At 30.3% G+C, this 17412-nt stretch carries 20 protein-coding genes; 13 read left to right on the top strand and 7 right to left on the bottom strand.

Going from position 1 to position 17412, the window contains the following annotated elements:
• Positions 1-28: 28 nt before the first annotated feature.
• A complete protein-coding gene (locus KK2020170_RS09005; RefSeq protein ID WP_221258005.1) occupies positions 29-175 on the bottom strand; it encodes a hypothetical protein in 147 nt (48 codons plus the stop codon).
• A gap of 45 nt (positions 176-220) precedes the next feature.
• Positions 221-811: an RNA polymerase sigma factor gene (locus tag KK2020170_RS09000; RefSeq protein ID WP_221258004.1), complete on the bottom strand. Its 591-nt coding sequence runs from the start codon at positions 809-811 to the stop codon at positions 221-223.
• Positions 812-1099: 288 nt separating this feature from the next.
• Between KK2020170_RS09000 and uvrA the strand changes: the two genes are divergently transcribed.
• The 4 genes from uvrA (at position 1100) to KK2020170_RS08980 (ending at position 5500) form a co-directional block, all read left to right on the top strand.
• Complete coding sequence (gene uvrA, locus KK2020170_RS08995; RefSeq protein ID WP_221258003.1) at positions 1100-3892, top strand: excinuclease ABC subunit UvrA; 2793 nt, start codon at positions 1100-1102, stop codon at positions 3890-3892.
• Between the two features lie 31 nt (positions 3893-3923).
• Positions 3924-4409 carry a hypothetical protein gene (locus tag KK2020170_RS08990; RefSeq protein ID WP_221258002.1) on the top strand — a complete coding sequence of 162 codons (486 nt, stop codon included), beginning with the start codon at positions 3924-3926 and terminating at the stop codon, positions 4407-4409.
• A 24-nt stretch (positions 4410-4433) separates the two neighbouring features.
• Positions 4434-4907 carry a 23S rRNA (pseudouridine(1915)-N(3))-methyltransferase RlmH gene (gene rlmH, locus KK2020170_RS08985; RefSeq protein WP_221258001.1) on the top strand — a complete coding sequence of 158 codons (474 nt, stop codon included), beginning with the start codon at positions 4434-4436 and terminating at the stop codon, positions 4905-4907.
• 92 nt (positions 4908-4999) lie between these two features.
• On the top strand, positions 5000-5500 hold the full coding sequence (locus KK2020170_RS08980) for a hypothetical protein (protein ID WP_221258000.1): 501 nt from the start codon (positions 5000-5002) through the stop codon (positions 5498-5500).
• A 51-nt stretch (positions 5501-5551) separates the two neighbouring features.
• Here the strand turns inward: KK2020170_RS08980 and KK2020170_RS08975 are convergent, their stop codons facing one another.
• Positions 5552-6268 carry a hypothetical protein gene (locus KK2020170_RS08975; protein WP_221257999.1) on the bottom strand — a complete coding sequence of 239 codons (717 nt, stop codon included), beginning with the start codon at positions 6266-6268 and terminating at the stop codon, positions 5552-5554.
• A 1-nt stretch (position 6269) separates the two neighbouring features.
• Entirely contained in the window at positions 6270-7094 is an 825-nt protein-coding gene (gene folP, locus KK2020170_RS08970; protein WP_221257998.1) for a dihydropteroate synthase, read from the bottom strand.
• A 157-nt stretch (positions 7095-7251) separates the two neighbouring features.
• On the opposite strand from folP, the gene KK2020170_RS08965 reads away from it, so the two are divergent.
• The 9 genes from KK2020170_RS08965 to KK2020170_RS08925 all read left to right on the top strand — a co-directional run bounded on the left by KK2020170_RS08965 (position 7252) and on the right by KK2020170_RS08925 (position 14920).
• Complete coding sequence (locus KK2020170_RS08965) at positions 7252-7791, top strand: DUF1599 domain-containing protein (RefSeq protein ID WP_221257996.1); 540 nt, start codon at positions 7252-7254, stop codon at positions 7789-7791.
• A 75-nt stretch (positions 7792-7866) separates the two neighbouring features.
• The gene (locus KK2020170_RS08960) at positions 7867-8976 is read left to right on the top strand and encodes a BT_3928 family protein (protein ID WP_221257995.1); all 1110 of its coding nucleotides are present in this window, start codon (positions 7867-7869) and stop codon (positions 8974-8976) included.
• A gap of 61 nt (positions 8977-9037) precedes the next feature.
• On the top strand, positions 9038-9538 hold the full coding sequence (locus tag KK2020170_RS08955; protein WP_221257994.1) for a TlpA family protein disulfide reductase: 501 nt from the start codon (positions 9038-9040) through the stop codon (positions 9536-9538).
• A 1-nt stretch (position 9539) separates the two neighbouring features.
• Entirely contained in the window at positions 9540-10289 is a 750-nt protein-coding gene (gene tpiA, locus KK2020170_RS08950) for a triose-phosphate isomerase (protein ID WP_221257993.1), read from the top strand.
• Between the two features lie 4 nt (positions 10290-10293).
• Complete coding sequence (locus tag KK2020170_RS08945) at positions 10294-11175, top strand: hypothetical protein (RefSeq protein WP_221257992.1); 882 nt, start codon at positions 10294-10296, stop codon at positions 11173-11175.
• A gap of 3 nt (positions 11176-11178) precedes the next feature.
• Positions 11179-11910, top strand: coding sequence for a hypothetical protein (locus tag KK2020170_RS08940; protein ID WP_221257991.1), 732 nt, complete (start codon positions 11179-11181; stop codon positions 11908-11910).
• A 15-nt stretch (positions 11911-11925) separates the two neighbouring features.
• On the top strand, positions 11926-13533 hold the full coding sequence (locus tag KK2020170_RS08935; RefSeq protein WP_221257990.1) for a protein adenylyltransferase SelO: 1608 nt from the start codon (positions 11926-11928) through the stop codon (positions 13531-13533).
• Positions 13534-13536: 3 nt separating this feature from the next.
• Positions 13537-14052 carry a hypothetical protein gene (locus KK2020170_RS08930; RefSeq protein WP_221257989.1) on the top strand — a complete coding sequence of 172 codons (516 nt, stop codon included), beginning with the start codon at positions 13537-13539 and terminating at the stop codon, positions 14050-14052.
• A gap of 34 nt (positions 14053-14086) precedes the next feature.
• Positions 14087-14920, top strand: coding sequence for an SRPBCC domain-containing protein (locus KK2020170_RS08925; protein ID WP_255567304.1), 834 nt, complete (start codon positions 14087-14089; stop codon positions 14918-14920).
• 141 nt (positions 14921-15061) lie between these two features.
• Here KK2020170_RS08925 and KK2020170_RS08920 read toward each other — a convergent pair whose 3' ends face one another.
• From KK2020170_RS08920 to glmM, 3 genes are read right to left on the bottom strand one after another with little or no spacing between them, the layout of a single operon-like run.
• Complete coding sequence (locus KK2020170_RS08920) at positions 15062-15520, bottom strand: hypothetical protein (RefSeq protein ID WP_221257988.1); 459 nt, start codon at positions 15518-15520, stop codon at positions 15062-15064.
• A 9-nt stretch (positions 15521-15529) separates the two neighbouring features.
• A complete protein-coding gene (locus KK2020170_RS08915; protein WP_221257987.1) occupies positions 15530-15901 on the bottom strand; it encodes a hypothetical protein in 372 nt (123 codons plus the stop codon).
• Between the two features lie 53 nt (positions 15902-15954).
• Complete coding sequence (glmM, locus tag KK2020170_RS08910; RefSeq protein WP_221257986.1) at positions 15955-17343, bottom strand: phosphoglucosamine mutase; 1389 nt, start codon at positions 17341-17343, stop codon at positions 15955-15957.
• Positions 17344-17412 lie beyond the last annotated feature (69 nt).

Genomic DNA, 17412 nt, shown 5'->3' with positions numbered 1-17412 from the left:
GCTTCGTAGTCTTTACGAAGCTTTCTCATTAATTAGCAATAGTTTCAAATTTCATCTTACCCACATTTGTAATACTCAACGCTTTTGAATAATTAAGTAAAAACGAAACCGTTTCTTTTTTAGGTAACATTTCTTTTTGAGTTGCTAATTTTTCTTTAGAGTAAAGTTTTGCCATAGATTTATTAGTATGTTATAAACCTATAACGCAATTAAAATCAATTTATTGTAAGCTAGTTAAAATAATTTGATTTTTTTCAATCACTTTTCTCAAATTTAGTAAAGCATAACGCATTCTTCCTAATGCAGTATTAATGCTAACTCCCGTTAAATCAGCAATTTCTTTAAAACTAAGGTCTTGATAAATGCGCATAACCAAAACCTCTTTTTGATCATCTGGAAGTTCTTCAATAATTCTACTTAGGTCTAACTCAACCTGTTCAGTTATTATTCTACTTTCGATATTGGGACTATTATCTGAAATAAAAGAAAAAATGGAATACTCATCATTATCACGCTGCATAGGCATCTTCTTCGATTTTCTAAAATAATCGATTACTAGATTATGAGCGATACGCATAACCCAAGGCAAAAACTTACCTTCTTCGTTATACGATTTGGTTTTTAAAGTTTTAATAACTTTTACAAAAGTGTCTTGAAAAACATCTTCACAAACATCTCTGTCTTGAATTTTTGAATAAATAAAGCCGTAAATTTTAGCTTGATGCCTTTCAATTAATGTAGCTAAGGCAAGTTCATCTCCTCCTACATAATTCTTTACCAAAATAGCATCTGATAGTTCATGTCTAGCCATAACAATACTTTTAGTTAATTTTTGGGTTAATTAAAGTCTAAAAGTATTTTTCAGTTATAAGCCGATGTTTAAAGATTATGTTCCAAATTTAAATGAAAAAAAGTCAATTAACCAAATTTTTATCAAACTTTTTATAGAAAAGCTACACATTTATCACAAAAATTAAGCATTTATTTCTAAAAGCTTTGTATTTAACCCAATTTATTTAATTCTTCGCTAAAATAACTTTACATTTCGATTAGTGAAAAGCCTTAAAAATTCTTAATTTTGCACATCTTACAAAAAACAATGAACACAACCGACTTTTCTAAACTAGAACCAAAAAAAAATATACTTATAAAAGGTGCGCAACTCCATAACCTTAAAAATATTGATGTTGCTATTCCTAGAAATAAACTTGTTGTTATTACTGGACTTTCGGGTTCAGGTAAATCAAGTTTAGCGTTTGACACACTTTATGCTGAAGGCCAACGTAGATATGTGGAAAGTTTATCGAGTTATGCGCGTCAATTTTTAGGTCGTTTAGACAAACCAAAAGTTGAATACATTAAAGGAATTGCTCCTGCAATTGCTATCGAGCAAAAAGTTAATACGACAAATGCACGTTCGACAGTTGGCACATCGACTGAGATTTATGATTATATGAAATTACTTTTTGCAAGAATTGGGAAAACTTATTCTCCAATCTCTGGTCAAGAAGTTAAAAAGAATACGGTTACCGATGTTATTGAGTTAGTAAAAACCTTCGAATTAGATTCTAAATGGTTGTTGCTCGCTCCTATCCACTTAGAAAAAGGTAGAGCTTTAGAAGACAAACTAAAAGTACTTCTTCAACAAGGGTTTGCACGTATTTTAGTAGACAATGAAATGGTTCGGTTAGATACAATTGACCAACATTCGTTAGACGATAAAGACATACTTTTAATTATTGATAGAATTGTAGTTAAAGACGATGAAGAGTTTTACAATCGTTTAGCAGATGCTATTCAAACGGCTTTTTTTGAAGGAAAAGGAGAATGTTATTTACAAGAATTAAATACAAATAAAAGATTTGAATTTAATAACCGTTTTGAATTAGATGGTATTTCATTTTTAGAACCAAACATTCACTTGTTCAGTTTTAACAATCCTTATGGAGCTTGTCCTAAATGTGAAGGCTATGGAAATGTAATTGGAATTGATGATGAATTAGTGATTCCAAACACAGCACTTTCTGTTTATGAAAATGCTATTTATCCATGGCGCGGCGAAAGTATGAGTTGGTATCGTGATCAATTGGTGAATAATGCTTATAAATTTGATTTCCCGATTCATAAACCCTATTTCGAACTTTCGGATGAGCAAAAAGCTTTAATTTGGGAAGGAAATCAATATTTTACTGGTTTAAATGATTTCTTTACCGAATTAGAGGAAAAAAATTATAAAATTCAAAACCGTGTGTTATTGTCGCGTTATCGCGGTAAAACAAAATGTACCGTTTGTAAAGGGAAACGTTTACGTCAAGAAGCTAATTATGTAAAAGTTGGTGGTGAAACTATTTCAAATTTAGTGGATTTGCCAATTGTAAAATTAATTCCGTTTTTCAAAAATTTGGAATTAAACGAATACGACGCTAAAGTTGCCAAACGACTTTTAATTGAAATTAATAACCGATTGGCTTTTCTTTCAGATGTTGGTTTGAGCTATTTAACATTAAACAGAAATTCGGCTACACTTTCTGGTGGAGAATCGCAACGTATAAATCTGGCAACATCATTAGGAAGTAGTTTAGTAGGTTCGATGTATATTTTAGACGAACCAAGTATTGGTCTACATCCAAAAGATACAGAACGTTTAATTCATGTTTTAAAAAATTTGCGTGATTTAGGCAATACAGTAATTGTTGTTGAGCACGACGAAGATATCATGAAAGCTGCCGATATGATTATTGATATCGGTCCTGAAGCGGGAACACATGGTGGAAATTTAGTCGCACAAGGAACCTATGATGAAATTTTAAAAGCCGATACGCTTACATCGAATTATTTAAGTGGAAAACAACAAATTGAAGTTCCTAAAAAGCGACGTAAATTCAAGCATCATATTGATGTAATTGGTGCGCGTGAAAATAACTTAAAAAATCAAGATTTTACGTTTCCATTAGACTGTTTAACTGTTATTACAGGAGTTTCGGGAAGTGGTAAAAGTACATTAGTTAAGAAAATATTATTCCCAGCAATTCAAAAACATTTAGAAGGTGTTGGCGAAAAAGCCGGACAATTTTCTGAACTGAAAGGAAACTATTCCAATGTAAAACATATTGAATATGTGGACCAAAATCCAATTGGAAGAAGTTCGCGTTCTAATCCGGTTACGTATATAAAAGCCTATGACGATATTCGTGATTTGTTTTCAAAACAAGCGGTTTCTAAATTAAGAGGTTATCAAGCAAAACATTTTTCATTTAATGTAGATGGTGGACGTTGCGAAACGTGTAAAGGTGATGGAGAAGTTACGATTGAAATGCAATTTATGGCTGATGTTCACTTGGAATGTGAAACTTGTCATGGAAAACGCTTTAAAAAAGAAGTACTTGAAGTAACTTTTGAAAACAAAAACATTGACGATGTTTTGAAAATGACAATCGATGAAGCTCTGGAATTCTTTGGAGAACATAAACAAACTAAGATTACTCAAAAATTACAACCCTTACAAGATGTTGGTTTAGGCTATGTGCAATTGGGCCAGTCCTCTTCTACCCTTTCTGGTGGTGAAGCACAACGTATAAAATTGGCTTCTTTCTTAGTAAAAGGGACGATTAAAGACAAAGCCTTATTCGTTTTTGACGAACCTACAACTGGATTACATTTTCACGATATTAAAAAATTGCTAACTTCTTTTGAAGCGTTAATTGAAAAAGGACATTCGATTATTGTAATCGAACACAATTTAGATTTGATTAAATGCGCCGATTATATTATTGATATTGGCCCAGAAGGTGGTGAAAATGGTGGGAAATTAGTTGCTTTTGGCACACCAGAAGAAATTGTAAAAAATAAAAATTCGGTAACAGGAATTTATTTGAAAGAGAAATTGAGTTAATTTGAGGATTTGAAAATTTGTTAATTTGAAGATGAAAGTTATATATATTTTACCAATTTTGTTCTTATTTTTTTCTTGTAAAAAAAATGATGAAATAATTTCTGAAAAACTATTGCAAAACTCTGAAGGTGAAGATTACATTTCATTGGTATGTGATGAATTTCAAAAAGATACTTTTGATTTAACAAAGAATGAGATTTTAATTACTGATAGTTTAACTAAACACGGGATAAAAAATTTAAATATTTATTTGAATTCTGAACAAGAATTATTTAAATGCGAACCTGACAATCAAATTAATATTGAAGATTACGTAATTCAGTATTGCGGTCATTTTGATAATTTTAGTAAAGAAAAAGTGGTTTCAATTCAGCTTCTTTTAAAAGAAAATCTTAGAGACAAGAGATGGAAAAATACTTGGATAAGAAATATTGGTGGTGGTTGTAATTACGTACATGGAGAAATTAATTTAACTAAAAAAACTTCTTCTAATTTTTTCACAAACGCCCCTTATTAATCTTCAAATTAACAAATCAACCAAATGAACATCAAACTTTTAGCTATAGGAAAAACCGATAACAAGAACTTACAATCATTGATTGATGAGTACACGAAGCGTTTGGGTTTCTATGTAAAGTTTGATTTAGAAATTATTCCCGATATTAAAAACGTAAAGAATTTAAGCGAAGCCCAACAAAAAGAAAAAGAAGGCGAATTAATTCTTTCAAAACTTGCGCCAACAGACCAATTAATTCTACTTGACGAAAACGGAAAAGAGTTTTCAAGTGTTGGTTTCTCTGAGTTTTTACAAAAGAAAATGAATGCCGGAATTAAAACCTTAGTTTTCGTCATTGGCGGTCCGTATGGATTTAGCGAAGCCGTTTACAAAGCAGCTCAAGGTAAAGTATCACTCTCACAAATGACATTTTCTCATCAAATGGTTCGATTGTTTGTAATTGAGCAGATTTATAGGAGTTTTACTATACTTCGTAACGAACCTTATCACCATCAATAATAAGTTTCGATTAAATTATCGAAAACCTTTTTGAATATTATAATTAATTATAATATATTAGCGACATAATCATACTTAACCAACTATTTATCATGAAAAAAATTATATTAAGTTTAGTACTTCTTGTTTCAGGTTTAGGATTTTCTCAAATAAAAGTTATTGACAGAATTCCTGTTATTAAATTAGGACATGTTGGAAACAATGATATTTACATTCAAAATGAAGGTGATAATCTAACGTTCTTTTACAAAAACACCGAAGCAGAAGACAATTCTGTAAAATCATTTTCTTTTAGAGACTTAAATAACGATTACGAAAGCTTACATCAAATCATTGTTGAAGGTTTTACCAGTGATCCTTTATTAGACATTAAATTAGAATTACCTAATGAGTATGTATGGTTACATTACTCTAGAAAAAGTTTAGATAGAACCTATGTTCAATTTTTAACAAGTAATAAATCTTATGGAAGTACAGGTGCTTCAAAAGAATTTAGCTTAGAGCAAATTGAAAAATTATTTTCTAAAAAAATGCCTAAAAAGAAAACTAGCGAAACAAGCTCTAAAGACGATTCAATGTCTGAGTTTAAATAATAGTTAAAAATAGCATCAAAAAAAATCCCGCTATTTGCGGGATTTTTTTATTTATAATTCACAACCACATTCAGGAAGTTTAGTTTCATCATAAATAAACTCATAGGATGAAAACTGGATTTTATCTGACGTGATTTTCCACAACATCAATTTATTTTGAATATAATCGTTGAATGTTAAATGTTTATCAAAATTTAAGTGTAAAATAATTGGTTTTCCATCACTCATAAATTCAGAAAAATCTTTAATGTAGCTGACCAATTCATTTTTGTCAATTGCATGTCCATCTACGGTAACTTTTCCATTTTTCTTAAAATTAATAGTGAAGTTATCATATGACATATATAATTCTGCATGATCTTTTATATAGAATTTTGAAAAGTCTTTATCGTAAAAAAAACGAACATCATCAAAAGGTAAAAAAGCAAGGTTTTGGTGTAAACTATCGGCATAAGAAAACACATTAATTGTTCCTTCTTTTTTGTGCATTCCATTTTTCTTTTTATCTTGAAGTTTTGCCAAATCTGGAATTAAAGCATGTAATGGCAAACGCTTGTCTATATTGAAAATCCAATTTGTAGTTCCTATTGTATTGTTTTTATTAACTTCTACAACAGTATCTTTTTCATTTTCTCTAAAAAACATATAAACTGGCGAATGATCTTGAATATCAGTCATTACTGAAACATCTGCTTTTGCTAATTGAACATCTTCTTGTTTACAAGAAAATAAACTTAATGCAGAAAATAGTACTATGATTTTTTTCATTTTATTTAGTTATTTTTTGGACTAATTTTACACATTCTACAGCTTGCTTAACATCATGGACGCGAAGAATATTAGCTCCTCTTTGTAAAGCAATTGTATTTAAAATAGTAGTTCCGTTTAAAGCCTCTTGAGGTGAATTTTCTAGAGTTTTATAAATCATCGATTTTCGAGAAATACCAACTAAAAGTGGTAATTCCAAAATATTGAAATAGTCTAATTTTTGAAGTACTTCATAATTTTGTTCAACTGTTTTTGCAAAACCAAATCCAGGATCGATAATTATATCGTTTAAACCAAAATTTCTGGCTTTATTAATGCGTTCCGAAAAATAAAACATCATTTCCTTAACTACATCTTCGTAATTAGCCAAGGATTGCATCGTTTGCGGATTTCCCTTCATGTGCATCATTACATAAGGAACTTGCAATTTTGCTACTGTTTCTAGCATGTCTTCATCTAACATTCCTGCGGAAATATCATTTACGACTGCGGCGCCATTTTCAATTGCATTTTGAGCTACGTTACTTCTAAAGGTATCAACAGAAAGTAAAGTTTCTGGAAAATGCTTTAAAACCAAATCTATAATTGGTAACAATCGTTGTAACTCTTCATCTTCCGAAACAAAATCGGCTCCAGGTTTACTAGAATAGGCGCCTATATCAATAAAAGTAGCACCTTCATCTAACATCTTCTCAACTTGTTGTAAGATATCAGATTCACTTTTATACTTTCCTCCATCAAAAAATGAGTCAGGGGTACAATTTAAAATTCCCATTACTTTGGGAACTGATAAATCGATTAAATTACCTTTACAATTAATTGTCATTTATTAGTCAACAGTTAATGGTTAACAGTTGTCAGTTCGAGCGGAGTCGAGAACAACTTCAAAATTCTCTCAAAAATGAAATCTTTACAGAGAATGCTTCAATCTTAATTGTTTATTCTTTATTTTTGAAAAAATTTCATACAAATATACCGAATAAATGAAGAATACTTCACAACAATATGATAGCATAATTGCGATTTGTCGCGATTTGTTCACAAAAAAAACAAAAGATTACGGAACCGCTTGGAGAATCTTGCGTTTACCTTCTTTAACTGATCAAATTTTTATAAAAGCACAACGCATTCGCAGTTTACAAGAAAATGAAGTGCGTAAAGTTGATGAAGACGAAACTTCCGAGTTTATTGGAATAATCAATTACTGTATTATGGCGTTAATTCAAATTGAAAAAGGAATTGCGCAGCAACCCGATTTAAGTTATGATGAAGCTGTAAAATTGTACGATGAAAAAATTGGTCTGACTAAAAAATTAATGGAAGATAAAAATCATGATTATGGCGAAGCTTGGCGCGATATGCGTGTAAGTAGCCTAACCGATTTAATTCTACAAAAATTATTGCGCGTTAAGCAAATTGAAGATAACAAAGGAAAGACTTTAGTTTCTGAAGGAATAGACGCCAATTATCAGGACATGATAAACTACTCTGTTTTTGCTTTAATTCATTTAGGCAAAGCTTAAGCGATTAACAACTGCTTAACATTTCATTGACAGCTTAATTAGAACTAAAAAACTAATTTTAGAAAAAAAATAAAAATGCGAAACATTATTACACAAATTTCTAGATTACTTGTTGGTATATTATTTATTATATCGGGTTTAATCAAACTAAACGATCCAGTAGGTTTCTCCTATAAACTAGAAGAATATTTCAATGCAAACGTTCTAAATATGGAATTTTTAATTCCGTATGCTTTAATGATAGCTTGTTTTGTAGTTATATTTGAAGTAGTACTTGGCGTTATGCTTCTTTTAGGTTTTAAACCTAAATTTACGATGTGGAGTTTACTTGCTATGATAGTTTTCTTCACGTTTTTAACTTTCTATTCAGCTTATTTTAATAAAGTTACTGATTGTGGTTGTTTTGGGGATGCTTTAAAATTAACTCCTTGGGAATCGTTTACAAAAGATATTGTACTATTGTTCTTCATATTGATATTATTTTTCAATCAGAAATATATTCAGCCAATTCTTCCAAAAACTCCTTTAAACTTAGCCGTTTTTGCTACTTATTCGCTTTGTTTATTTATGGCGTATTATGTGTTACAACATTTACCTATTAAAGATTTTAGAGCTTACAAAATTGGAACGAACATTCAAAAAGGAATGGAAATTCCAGAAGGAGCACCAAAAAGTGAGTTTGAAATGGTTTTCATTTATAAAGTAAATGGTGTTGATACTGAAATTAGTTATGATGATGTTATGGCAAATAAAATTCCCGAAGGTGCTGAATTTGTTGACCGTAAAGACAAACTAATCAAACAAGGTTACGTCCCTCCTATTCACGATTTTTCTATGGAAAAAGATGGTGCCGATTATACAGAAGAAATTCTAAATGAACCTAAAGTTGCACTTTTAATTTCTTATGATTTAAAAAAATCGAAAGAAAAAGGAATGGAAAAACTTGAAGAATTCAATAAAATGGCTTCAGAAAAAGGTTATATGGTTATCGGTATGACGTCATCTAGCGAAGAAGTTATCGATGAATACAAAAAGAAATTCGGTTTAACTTTCGATTATTATTTCTGTGATGCAACAACGCTAAAAACTATTGAAAGAGCTAACCCAAGTATTGTAATTCTGGAAAAAGGAATCATTACAGACAAAAAACATTTCAACGATATCGATAGAGTAACGTTAAAATAATTCTAAACGATTACTGAAAACTTTTTTATTCATTATTTTTGAATAAACCAATAAATTGAAAATGAAAAAAATTATTTACTTATTTATGATTGCTGCCTCATTAATTTCTTGTGAAGCTCAGTCAAAAAAAGAATTCTCAAAAGAAGCATTAGAAAATGTAATGACATCTAAGGATAATCAAAAAATTACATTTCAAGAAATAATTAATCAGTACAAAGGAAAAACAGTTGTAATAGATGTTTGGGCTTCATGGTGTTCTGATTGTATAGGTGGAATGCCAAAAGTAAAAGCGCTTCAAGAAAAACATCCAGATTTAGTTTATCTTTTCATTTCCATGGATAAAAATTATGATGCTTGGATTAAAGGAATTGAAAAATATAATGTAGTTGGCGAACATTATCTTACATCTGATGGCATGAAAGGTGTTTTCGGAAAATCTATTAATTTAGATTGGATTCCTAGATATATGATTGTAGATAAAGATGGTAAAATAGCATTGTACAAAGTTATTGAAGCCGATGACGCCAAAATTGAAGAAACACTAACTAAATTAAACAACTAACATGAGAAAGAATATTGTTGCTGGAAACTGGAAAATGCACAAAACAAATTCTGAAACTGTTGCCTTACTCCAAGAAATTATTACAAAAAACGGAACACCAAACTGTGAAGTTATTGTGGCGCCAACATTTATAAACTTGAAAACTGCAGTAGATACTGTAGTTGGTAAAAACATTACCGTAGCTGCACAAAATATGCATCAAGCGGAAGGTGGTGCTTTTACTGGAGAAATTGCAGCTAATATGTTAACTGATATAGGTGTAAATACAATTATTTTAGGACATAGCGAACGTAGAGCGTATTTTCATGAAACTGATGCATTGTTAGCAAGTAAAGTTGACACGGCGATGAAACATGAAATGCGTGTGATTTTCTGTTTTGGTGAGGAATTAAAAGACCGACAAATAGATAATCATTTCAATATTGTAGAATACCAATTGCGTGATGGTTTGTTCCATTTAGAAAAGAAAGATTGGAAAAACATTGTTTTGGCTTACGAACCAGTTTGGGCTATCGGAACTGGTGAAACTGCTTCTCCAGAACAAGCACAAGAAATGCACAAATTTATTCGTGATTTAATTGCAAAAGTATACGGACATGATGTAGCTGATGAAGTTACCATTCTTTATGGTGGAAGTGTAAAACCTGATAACGCTAAAGAAATTTTCTCTAAACCCGATGTGGATGGAGGCTTAATTGGCGGCGCTTCTCTAAAAGCAGATGATTTCTTAGCGATTGTAAATGCGTTTTAGGTTAATGAGAAAATCAATTTTATTAGTTATTGTATGTTTTTCTTGTTTATCATTTTCTCAGGAAATTCCAGTTCCAATAGCAGAAGGAGTTATAACTATTACTACGAACCAAAGAATCCCTTTTAAAAAACTTAGAAAAGAAGGATTAGAAATAGTTTTTTATAATATTTTAACTCGCTCAGATTATAGGTATTTGCCGAATACAATTAAAAAAATTGAAGATAAAGAGCTTAACATACTCTATATCAACCCTAAATTTAAAAATGAACCTAATATTAGAGAAAAGTATATTCCTCTTATTTCAAGGTTATTTAAACCTGAATATCCAGAAGGAATTTATTTCACTAAAGAAGACTTTATCAACAAAACTCCTTCAAATGAATTGGTTCTTTTAGGCGATAAAAATGAACCCTATCGTGATGATAATATTGTTATATGTGAAGAACCTTTCTTTTATTATAAAGAAACACAAAAAAAAGTAAAAAACGTTTTTGCAGTTTCTCATAATGGATTTTTATATTTTCAAATTAAAGCAATTTTAAATAATAGAAATAAAACGGATCGAGCGCAGAGAAATGACTATCCTCAAAGCTTTGTTAGAGTAAAATCTGGAGGAGATAATTATTTTTATGTTGAATCTGAATTAATAAATTTATGGGCTGAAAGTTTAACATTTGCAGCAACTGGTAATTACGCATTAGCGGAATCACTAAGTAACACAAAAGGAATTGTTTGGGATTTTAAAAACAAAGAATTTAATATCTTTAAGAATTGTGAAGATTTCAATAACTTTATAAAAAGTATAGACTCACAACTTGCAAAAAAGTGTGAAACTCAACAACCCAACATAAAATGGGTTAGAGAAGTAATTGAAAAAATTAAATAAACGATGCGATTTATACTTATATTTATTTTATTTTTTTCCATTTTAACTTTCTCTCAAGAAAAGCCTAAACCTAAGGTTATTACAAAAGAGCTTTATGTTGAATTTGTTGATACGATTGAATATTTATTTGTTGGAGTTGATATTAATTATTATTGGGGTGAAATTAAAGAAACTAAGATACTCGAAAAACTAACAACACTAAAAGACACAAGTAAAATTTCATTTTATTCAAGTGAAAGTACTTTAATCAAAGATATAGATACTTTAAAAAAAGCTTCAATTCATTCTACTTTAAAAACAACTGTTAGTGAATCTGGGAAAACAACATCTACTCAAGGTAAAATGAATTTTTTACCGGTTATTGTTTGTTATCGTTTTATTAATAAAGATTTTGAAAATTACCAACTAACAGAAAATGAAAAAAAACTAATTTTAAAATATTTTAAAAATGGTATATTTAAATATAATATGCCATGGAAAAAAAATATAACCAAAAGAGAAGGTAATAAACAATATGATTATTTAGATGATTATATTTCAGAATACGATATTGATTGGTATAATGACAATAGATATACTATTACTTTAAAAACTTCCAATGACCCTAAGTATATAGATAAAATTGGTAAAAAATATTATGTAGAAATTATCAAAGTCTTAGATAATAAGAGCTATTTATTTAGAACAACCAGTGATGGTAATAGCTTCACTGAAATTTTCACAAAGATTGATTAAAAGTTAAATCAAAAGATGAAACTAAACATTCAAAATAGATTTATCTCAGAACTTCCTTCTGACCCAAATACAAAAAACGAAGTAAGACAGGTACCTAGTGCCTGTTTTTCTTTTGTTACACCTAAAATTCCAAGCAATCCAAAACTAATTCACGTTTCAAAAGAACTTGCTTCTCTTGTTGGCATATCAAACGAAGATTTAGCTTCAACAGACTTTTTAGATGTTTTTTCTGGAATAAAAGTATATGAAAACACCCAACCTTTTGCCATGAATTATGCCGGACATCAATTTGGTAATTGGGCTGGGCAATTGGGTGATGGAAGAGCCATTAATCTTTTTGAAGTTGAGCATCAAAATAAGTTTTTTACTTTACAACTAAAAGGCGCAGGAAAAACACCTTATTCCCGTCGTGGCGATGGTTTAGCAGTTTTGCGTTCATCAATTCGCGAACATTTGTGCAGCGAAGCGATGTATCATTTGGGCGTTCCCACTACTCGCTCACTCGCTTTATTAGAAACTGGTGATCAAGTTTTACGAGATGTGCTATATGATGGGCATCCTGATTTTGAAAAAGGTGCTATTGTTTGTCGAGTGGCGCCAAGTTTTATTCGCTTTGGTAGTTTCGAATTGTTTTCGGCTCAAAATGATATTGAAAACTTAAAAAAACTTGCCGATTTTACAATCAAACATTATTTCCCACATCTTGTCACTTCGAGCATGTCACTTCGAGCGGAGTCGAGAAGCGAGAAGCAAGAAGGAAAACAAAAATATCTCGATTTCTTTCAAGAAGTAACTACAACAACAAAAAATCTCATTTTACATTGGCAACGTGTAGGTTTTGTTCATGGCGTAATGAATACCGATAATATGTCGATTCATGGCATTACCATCGATTACGGTCCGTATGGTTGGATGGATGATTTCAACCCTAATTGGACTCCGAACACAACAGATGCTGAAGGGAAACGCTATCGTTTTGGGAACCAACCTAATATTGCACTTTGGAATTTGTTGCAATTAGCCAATGCTTTATATCCGTTAATCGAAGAAGTAAAACCTTTGGAAACTATTTTAGAAGATTATTCTAATTCGTTTCAGTCAGGTTTTACGAAAATGATGTGTACAAAAATCGGTTTACAAAATCCAAAAACTTCAGATGAATCGATTGTAAATCAATTATTGGTAACACTGCGCGAAACCGAAACGGATATGACGATTTTCTATCGTTTATTGGCTACAGTTTCAAAAAATGATACGGCAGAACAAGCGTTAGAAAAAATCAACTTTGCTTTTTACATATCTGAAACGGTTAAAGATTCGGTAAAGGAAAGTTGGCTGTACTGGTTTACTATTTATTTGGAAAGATTACAAGAAGAAACACTTTCAGATGAAGAACGCTCCATTCAAATGAATTTAGTTAACCCAAAATATGTTTTACGCAACTACATGGCACAATTAGCAATTGAAGCTGCAGATGAAGGTGATTACACTTTACTTGAAGAATTATTTGAAATGCTCAAAAAACCATATGATGAAAAACCCGAATATCAAAAATGGTTTGCAAAACGTCCCGATTGGGCACGAACTAAAATTGGTTGTTCAATGCTAAGTTGTAGTTCTTAGATTATGAGTGAAAAAATTGATTTAAATAAAGCTATTAGAAAAAGAACTTTATCCATAGATTACTTATCTTGGTTTGAGTTAATAATATTTTCAACTTTCATTGGACTTGGATTTATATCAGTTTTTATGATAGTCTGTGAATTACTAGATTTTAAAATAACTCCACTTCTTAAAAACATTTCTTATATTATAATACCAATATCTATTGTTATTGCTTATTATAAGAATTTAAAGTTTACATTCATTGAAACAAAACTATCTAAACCAAAAAATAAAGAACAACTTATGCTTTTATTTGAAAAACTAAATTGGGAAGTTTTTTTTGGGTATGACTATTTTTATCTTGGAAAAAACAATTTCTTTTTAAATATGGTTGAGATGATAGTAATTCCGACAAAAGATGGAGTTTTAATAAATTTCAGATATAAAGATCACTATAGAGGTCGAATTCCATTTTTTATAGGAATTAGAACTTTCTATAAATACAAATTAATAAGCAAAATAAAAAATAAACACTAATAATTAATACCTTTATACTTCTAAATATCAAGGTATGAAGCAAATTACATTTACTACAATTATAAATGCTCCTGCAGAAAAAGTTTGGTTTTGTTTATGGAACAAGTGTAATTATGAAAACTGGACAAAAGTTTTCTCTGAAGGATCAACTGCCGTTTCTGACTGGAAAAAAGGAAGTAGAATTCATTTTTTATCACCTGAATGTAGCGGAATGTTTTCTGATATAATTGAAATGATTCCCAATGTTCAAATGAGTTTTAATCATTTAGGTGAAGTTAAAAACGCTGAAGAACAAGAAGTAAATGACGAATGGAAAGATTCTGAAGAAAGTTATTATTTATCAGAAGAAAATGGCGTTACAACGCTTAAAACCATTTTAAAAATTGACGAGAAATGGGAAGATTTTTTTAATGACACTTTCCCTAAAGCTTTGGAGTTAGTTAAAGAAGATGCAGAAAATGGAACCGTACAATTGATTACTGTACAAACTCTAATTGATAAACCTTTACAAGAAGTTTGGGAAAAATATACAAAACCTGAACATATAATTAATTGGAATTTTGCATCAGATGATTGGCATTGCCCAAAAGCTTATAACGAACCTAAAACCGGTGGGCAATTTTTTTATAGAATGGAATCTAAAGATGGAAGCATGGGATTTGATTTTGAAGGAACCTTTACTGAAGTTATACCATTAAAAAAACTATCTTTTAACTTAGGAGAACGAAAAGTTTGGACAGAATTTATTGAATTTAATGGAAAAATACTAGTTACCGGAAATTTTGAACCCGAAAACGTTCATTCTATCTTTATGCAAAGAGATGGTTGGCAAGCTATTTTAAATAATTTTAAAAAATATTGTGAATAAAAAAAGCTGATTCTTAAGAATCAGCTTTTTTGTTTTTTGAATGATAATTATCAATTTCGTTTTTTGCCTTTTTGGTGTATATATTTTTATAGTACAAAAAGACACCAATAGCTATTAAATAAAAAAATGAATTTTGAAACATTAATGTTTTGTTTTTGAAGGTTTAAATTTAGTGTATTTATCTAACCAAACTTCTTTAATAATATAACCATCAATTTTATGGTCTAAAGTTGTATAAACTCTAATTTCAGCAGGTTTATCTAACTTAGAATAGTTTGCTTTATATCTATAAATATATGTATCCTTATAAACAGCTGTTTGTACAATTTTAAACTCAATTAAATCTCCAAATCTTCTATTTATTTCTTTGCAAGTTTCTCTTTCTTCATTTTCATTCCAACTTCTAACAATTCTTGGTGTTGCTATTTCTTTCGTTATTGGAACAAATTTCCCAGTCATACAACTTTCAAACTGCTCTTTAGCAAAATTAGTTGTGTTTTGAATATGAATTGGATCTAAAGATGAAGGTATTTCAGCTTTTTTTGTGGCGCAACTTGTTAAATTTACTATAACAATCAGAATTAAAAAAAACCTATTCACTCTATTTTTTCATTTTAAATTAATATTATTCTTTTTACAAAACTTTTCTAATCTAAAAACTAATGCATCATTGAAAACAATAAAATCTTCAATATTATAAGATCGAAAAAAAGTGATTTCGGAATTTTTATAAATAATTCCAGCATTTTTAATTTTATATTTTTCCAATTGATTAATTGAAATTTCTAAATTACTTTCTCTTAAATGACTATTAATGTATTTAAAGTTAACTTTATCATTATTAATTTCAAAATTGACAAGAAATTGTTTTGGGTTTGCATAAAGTAATATTAAATTAACAACAATAGCACCAATTAAAATTGATAACTTTTGATTTTCAAAAAAATAATTTACTATAAAAAAAGCAATAATTGTTATCAAAAAATGATTTAAATGATAAAGAATAACTTTATTTCTGACAAAACTTTTATCCATTAAATCCCCGCAATAACTTTCAATTCACTTACAAAACGCACCGCTAAAGTATCGGCAGCAACTTGTGTTGGAGCTTCCGTATAAATACGAATAATCGGCTCTGTATTCGATTTACGTAAGTGTACCCATTCTGTTGGAAAATCAATTTTTACACCATCAATTGTAGAAATATTCTCATTTGCATATTTCTCTGTCATCGTTTTAAGGACATTATCCACATCTATTTGAGGAGTTAACTCAATTTTGTTTTTACTCATGTAATATTGTGGGTAACTTGCACGTAATTCGGCAACGGTTTTCTCTTGGTTCGCTAAATACGTTAAAAATAACGCTACTCCAACAACCGCATCGCGACCGTAATGAATCTCTGGATAAATAATTCCGCCATTTCCTTCTCCACCAATAATAGCATTAGTTTTCTTCATTAATTCAACCACATTTACTTCGCCAACCGCACTGGCTTGGTAACTTCCATTATGTTTTTCCGTAATATCGCGTAGCGCACGAGAAGAAGACATATTTGAAACGGTATTTCCAGGTGTTTTGCTCAATACATAATCGGCAATGGCAACCAAAGTATATTCTTCACCAAACATTTCTCCATCATTTGAAATAAAAGCCAAACGATCTACATCTGGATCAACTACAATTCCGAAATCGGCTTTTTCATCTACAACCAGTTTGCAGATATCGCCTAAATGTTCTTTTAAAGGTTCTGGGTTATGCGGAAAATGCCCGTTAGGCTCGCAATACAACTTCACTACCTCAACGCCCATCTGTTCTAAGACTTTCGGGATTATAATTCCACCTGAAGAATTTACACCATCAACAACCACTTTAAATTTCTTTTGCTTCACCACTTCAACATCAACTAAAGGTAAATTCAACACTTCATCAATGTGAATATCCATGTAGGCATCATTTTCGGTAACTTCACCTAACGAGTCCACATCAACAAAATCAAAAGCCTCCTTTTCAGCAATTTCTAAAATTTGAGCACCATCAGCACCGCTTAAAAATTCACCTTTAGCATTTAACAACTTTAAAGCATTCCATTGTTTTGGATTATGAGAAGCTGTTAAAATAATTCCACCATCGGCTTGTTCTAATGGAACTGCCACCTCAACCGTTGGTGTTGTTGATAAACCTAAATCGACAATATCAATTCCCAATCCTACTAAAGTATTCACTACTAAATTATGAATCATGGGGCCCGAAATACGAGCATCTCGTCCAATACAAACTTTTAAACGCTTGTTCGGATTCGCATTTTTTAAGAAAGTTCCGTAAGCGGATGCAAATTTAACCGCATCAACTGGTGTCAAATTGTCTCCAACGTTCCCTCCTATTGTTCCTCGTATTCCTGAAATTGATTTTATTAATGTCATTCTATTATGAATTATGCGTTATTAATTTTAAATTGCAAACAAATATACTAATTGACGAGAAAATTAGCG

Source organism: Flavobacterium okayamense (assembly GCF_019702945.1).
Classification (GTDB): Bacteria; Bacteroidota; Bacteroidia; order Flavobacteriales; family Flavobacteriaceae; genus Flavobacterium; species Flavobacterium okayamense.
Note: the sequence above shows the minus strand (reverse complement) of the source record. Positions and strands in the feature narration are given on the sequence as shown.

Bases quoted from the DNA above. Each gene is read 5' to 3' on its own strand.
- folP (WP_221257998.1), bottom strand. From the start codon at position 7,094: ATGACAATTAATTGTAAAGGTAATTTAATCGATTTATCAGTTCCCAAA.
- glmM (WP_221257986.1), bottom strand. From the start codon at position 17,343: ATGACATTAATAAAATCAATTTCAGGAATACGAGGAACAATAGGAGGG.
- rlmH (WP_221258001.1), top strand. From the start codon at position 4,434: ATGAACATCAAACTTTTAGCTATAGGAAAAACCGATAACAAGAACTTA.
- KK2020170_RS08960 (WP_221257995.1), top strand. From the start codon at position 7,867: ATGCGAAACATTATTACACAAATTTCTAGATTACTTGTTGGTATATTA.
- KK2020170_RS08930 (WP_221257989.1), top strand. From the start codon at position 13,537: ATGAGTGAAAAAATTGATTTAAATAAAGCTATTAGAAAAAGAACTTTA.
- tpiA (WP_221257993.1), top strand. From the start codon at position 9,540: ATGAGAAAGAATATTGTTGCTGGAAACTGGAAAATGCACAAAACAAAT.
- KK2020170_RS08940 (WP_221257991.1), top strand. From the start codon at position 11,179: ATGCGATTTATACTTATATTTATTTTATTTTTTTCCATTTTAACTTTC.
- uvrA (WP_221258003.1), top strand. From the start codon at position 1,100: ATGAACACAACCGACTTTTCTAAACTAGAACCAAAAAAAAATATACTT.
- KK2020170_RS08955 (WP_221257994.1), top strand. From the start codon at position 9,038: ATGAAAAAAATTATTTACTTATTTATGATTGCTGCCTCATTAATTTCT.
- KK2020170_RS08965 (WP_221257996.1), top strand. From the start codon at position 7,252: ATGAAGAATACTTCACAACAATATGATAGCATAATTGCGATTTGTCGC.
- KK2020170_RS08990 (WP_221258002.1), top strand. From the start codon at position 3,924: ATGAAAGTTATATATATTTTACCAATTTTGTTCTTATTTTTTTCTTGT.
- KK2020170_RS08935 (WP_221257990.1), top strand. From the start codon at position 11,926: ATGAAACTAAACATTCAAAATAGATTTATCTCAGAACTTCCTTCTGAC.
- KK2020170_RS08980 (WP_221258000.1), top strand. From the start codon at position 5,000: ATGAAAAAAATTATATTAAGTTTAGTACTTCTTGTTTCAGGTTTAGGA.
- KK2020170_RS09005 (WP_221258005.1), bottom strand. From the start codon at position 175: ATGGCAAAACTTTACTCTAAAGAAAAATTAGCAACTCAAAAAGAAATG.
- KK2020170_RS08925 (WP_255567304.1), top strand. From the start codon at position 14,087: ATGAAGCAAATTACATTTACTACAATTATAAATGCTCCTGCAGAAAAA.
- KK2020170_RS08975 (WP_221257999.1), bottom strand. From the start codon at position 6,268: ATGAAAAAAATCATAGTACTATTTTCTGCATTAAGTTTATTTTCTTGT.
- KK2020170_RS08945 (WP_221257992.1), top strand. From the start codon at position 10,294: ATGAGAAAATCAATTTTATTAGTTATTGTATGTTTTTCTTGTTTATCA.
- KK2020170_RS09000 (WP_221258004.1), bottom strand. From the start codon at position 811: ATGGCTAGACATGAACTATCAGATGCTATTTTGGTAAAGAATTATGTA.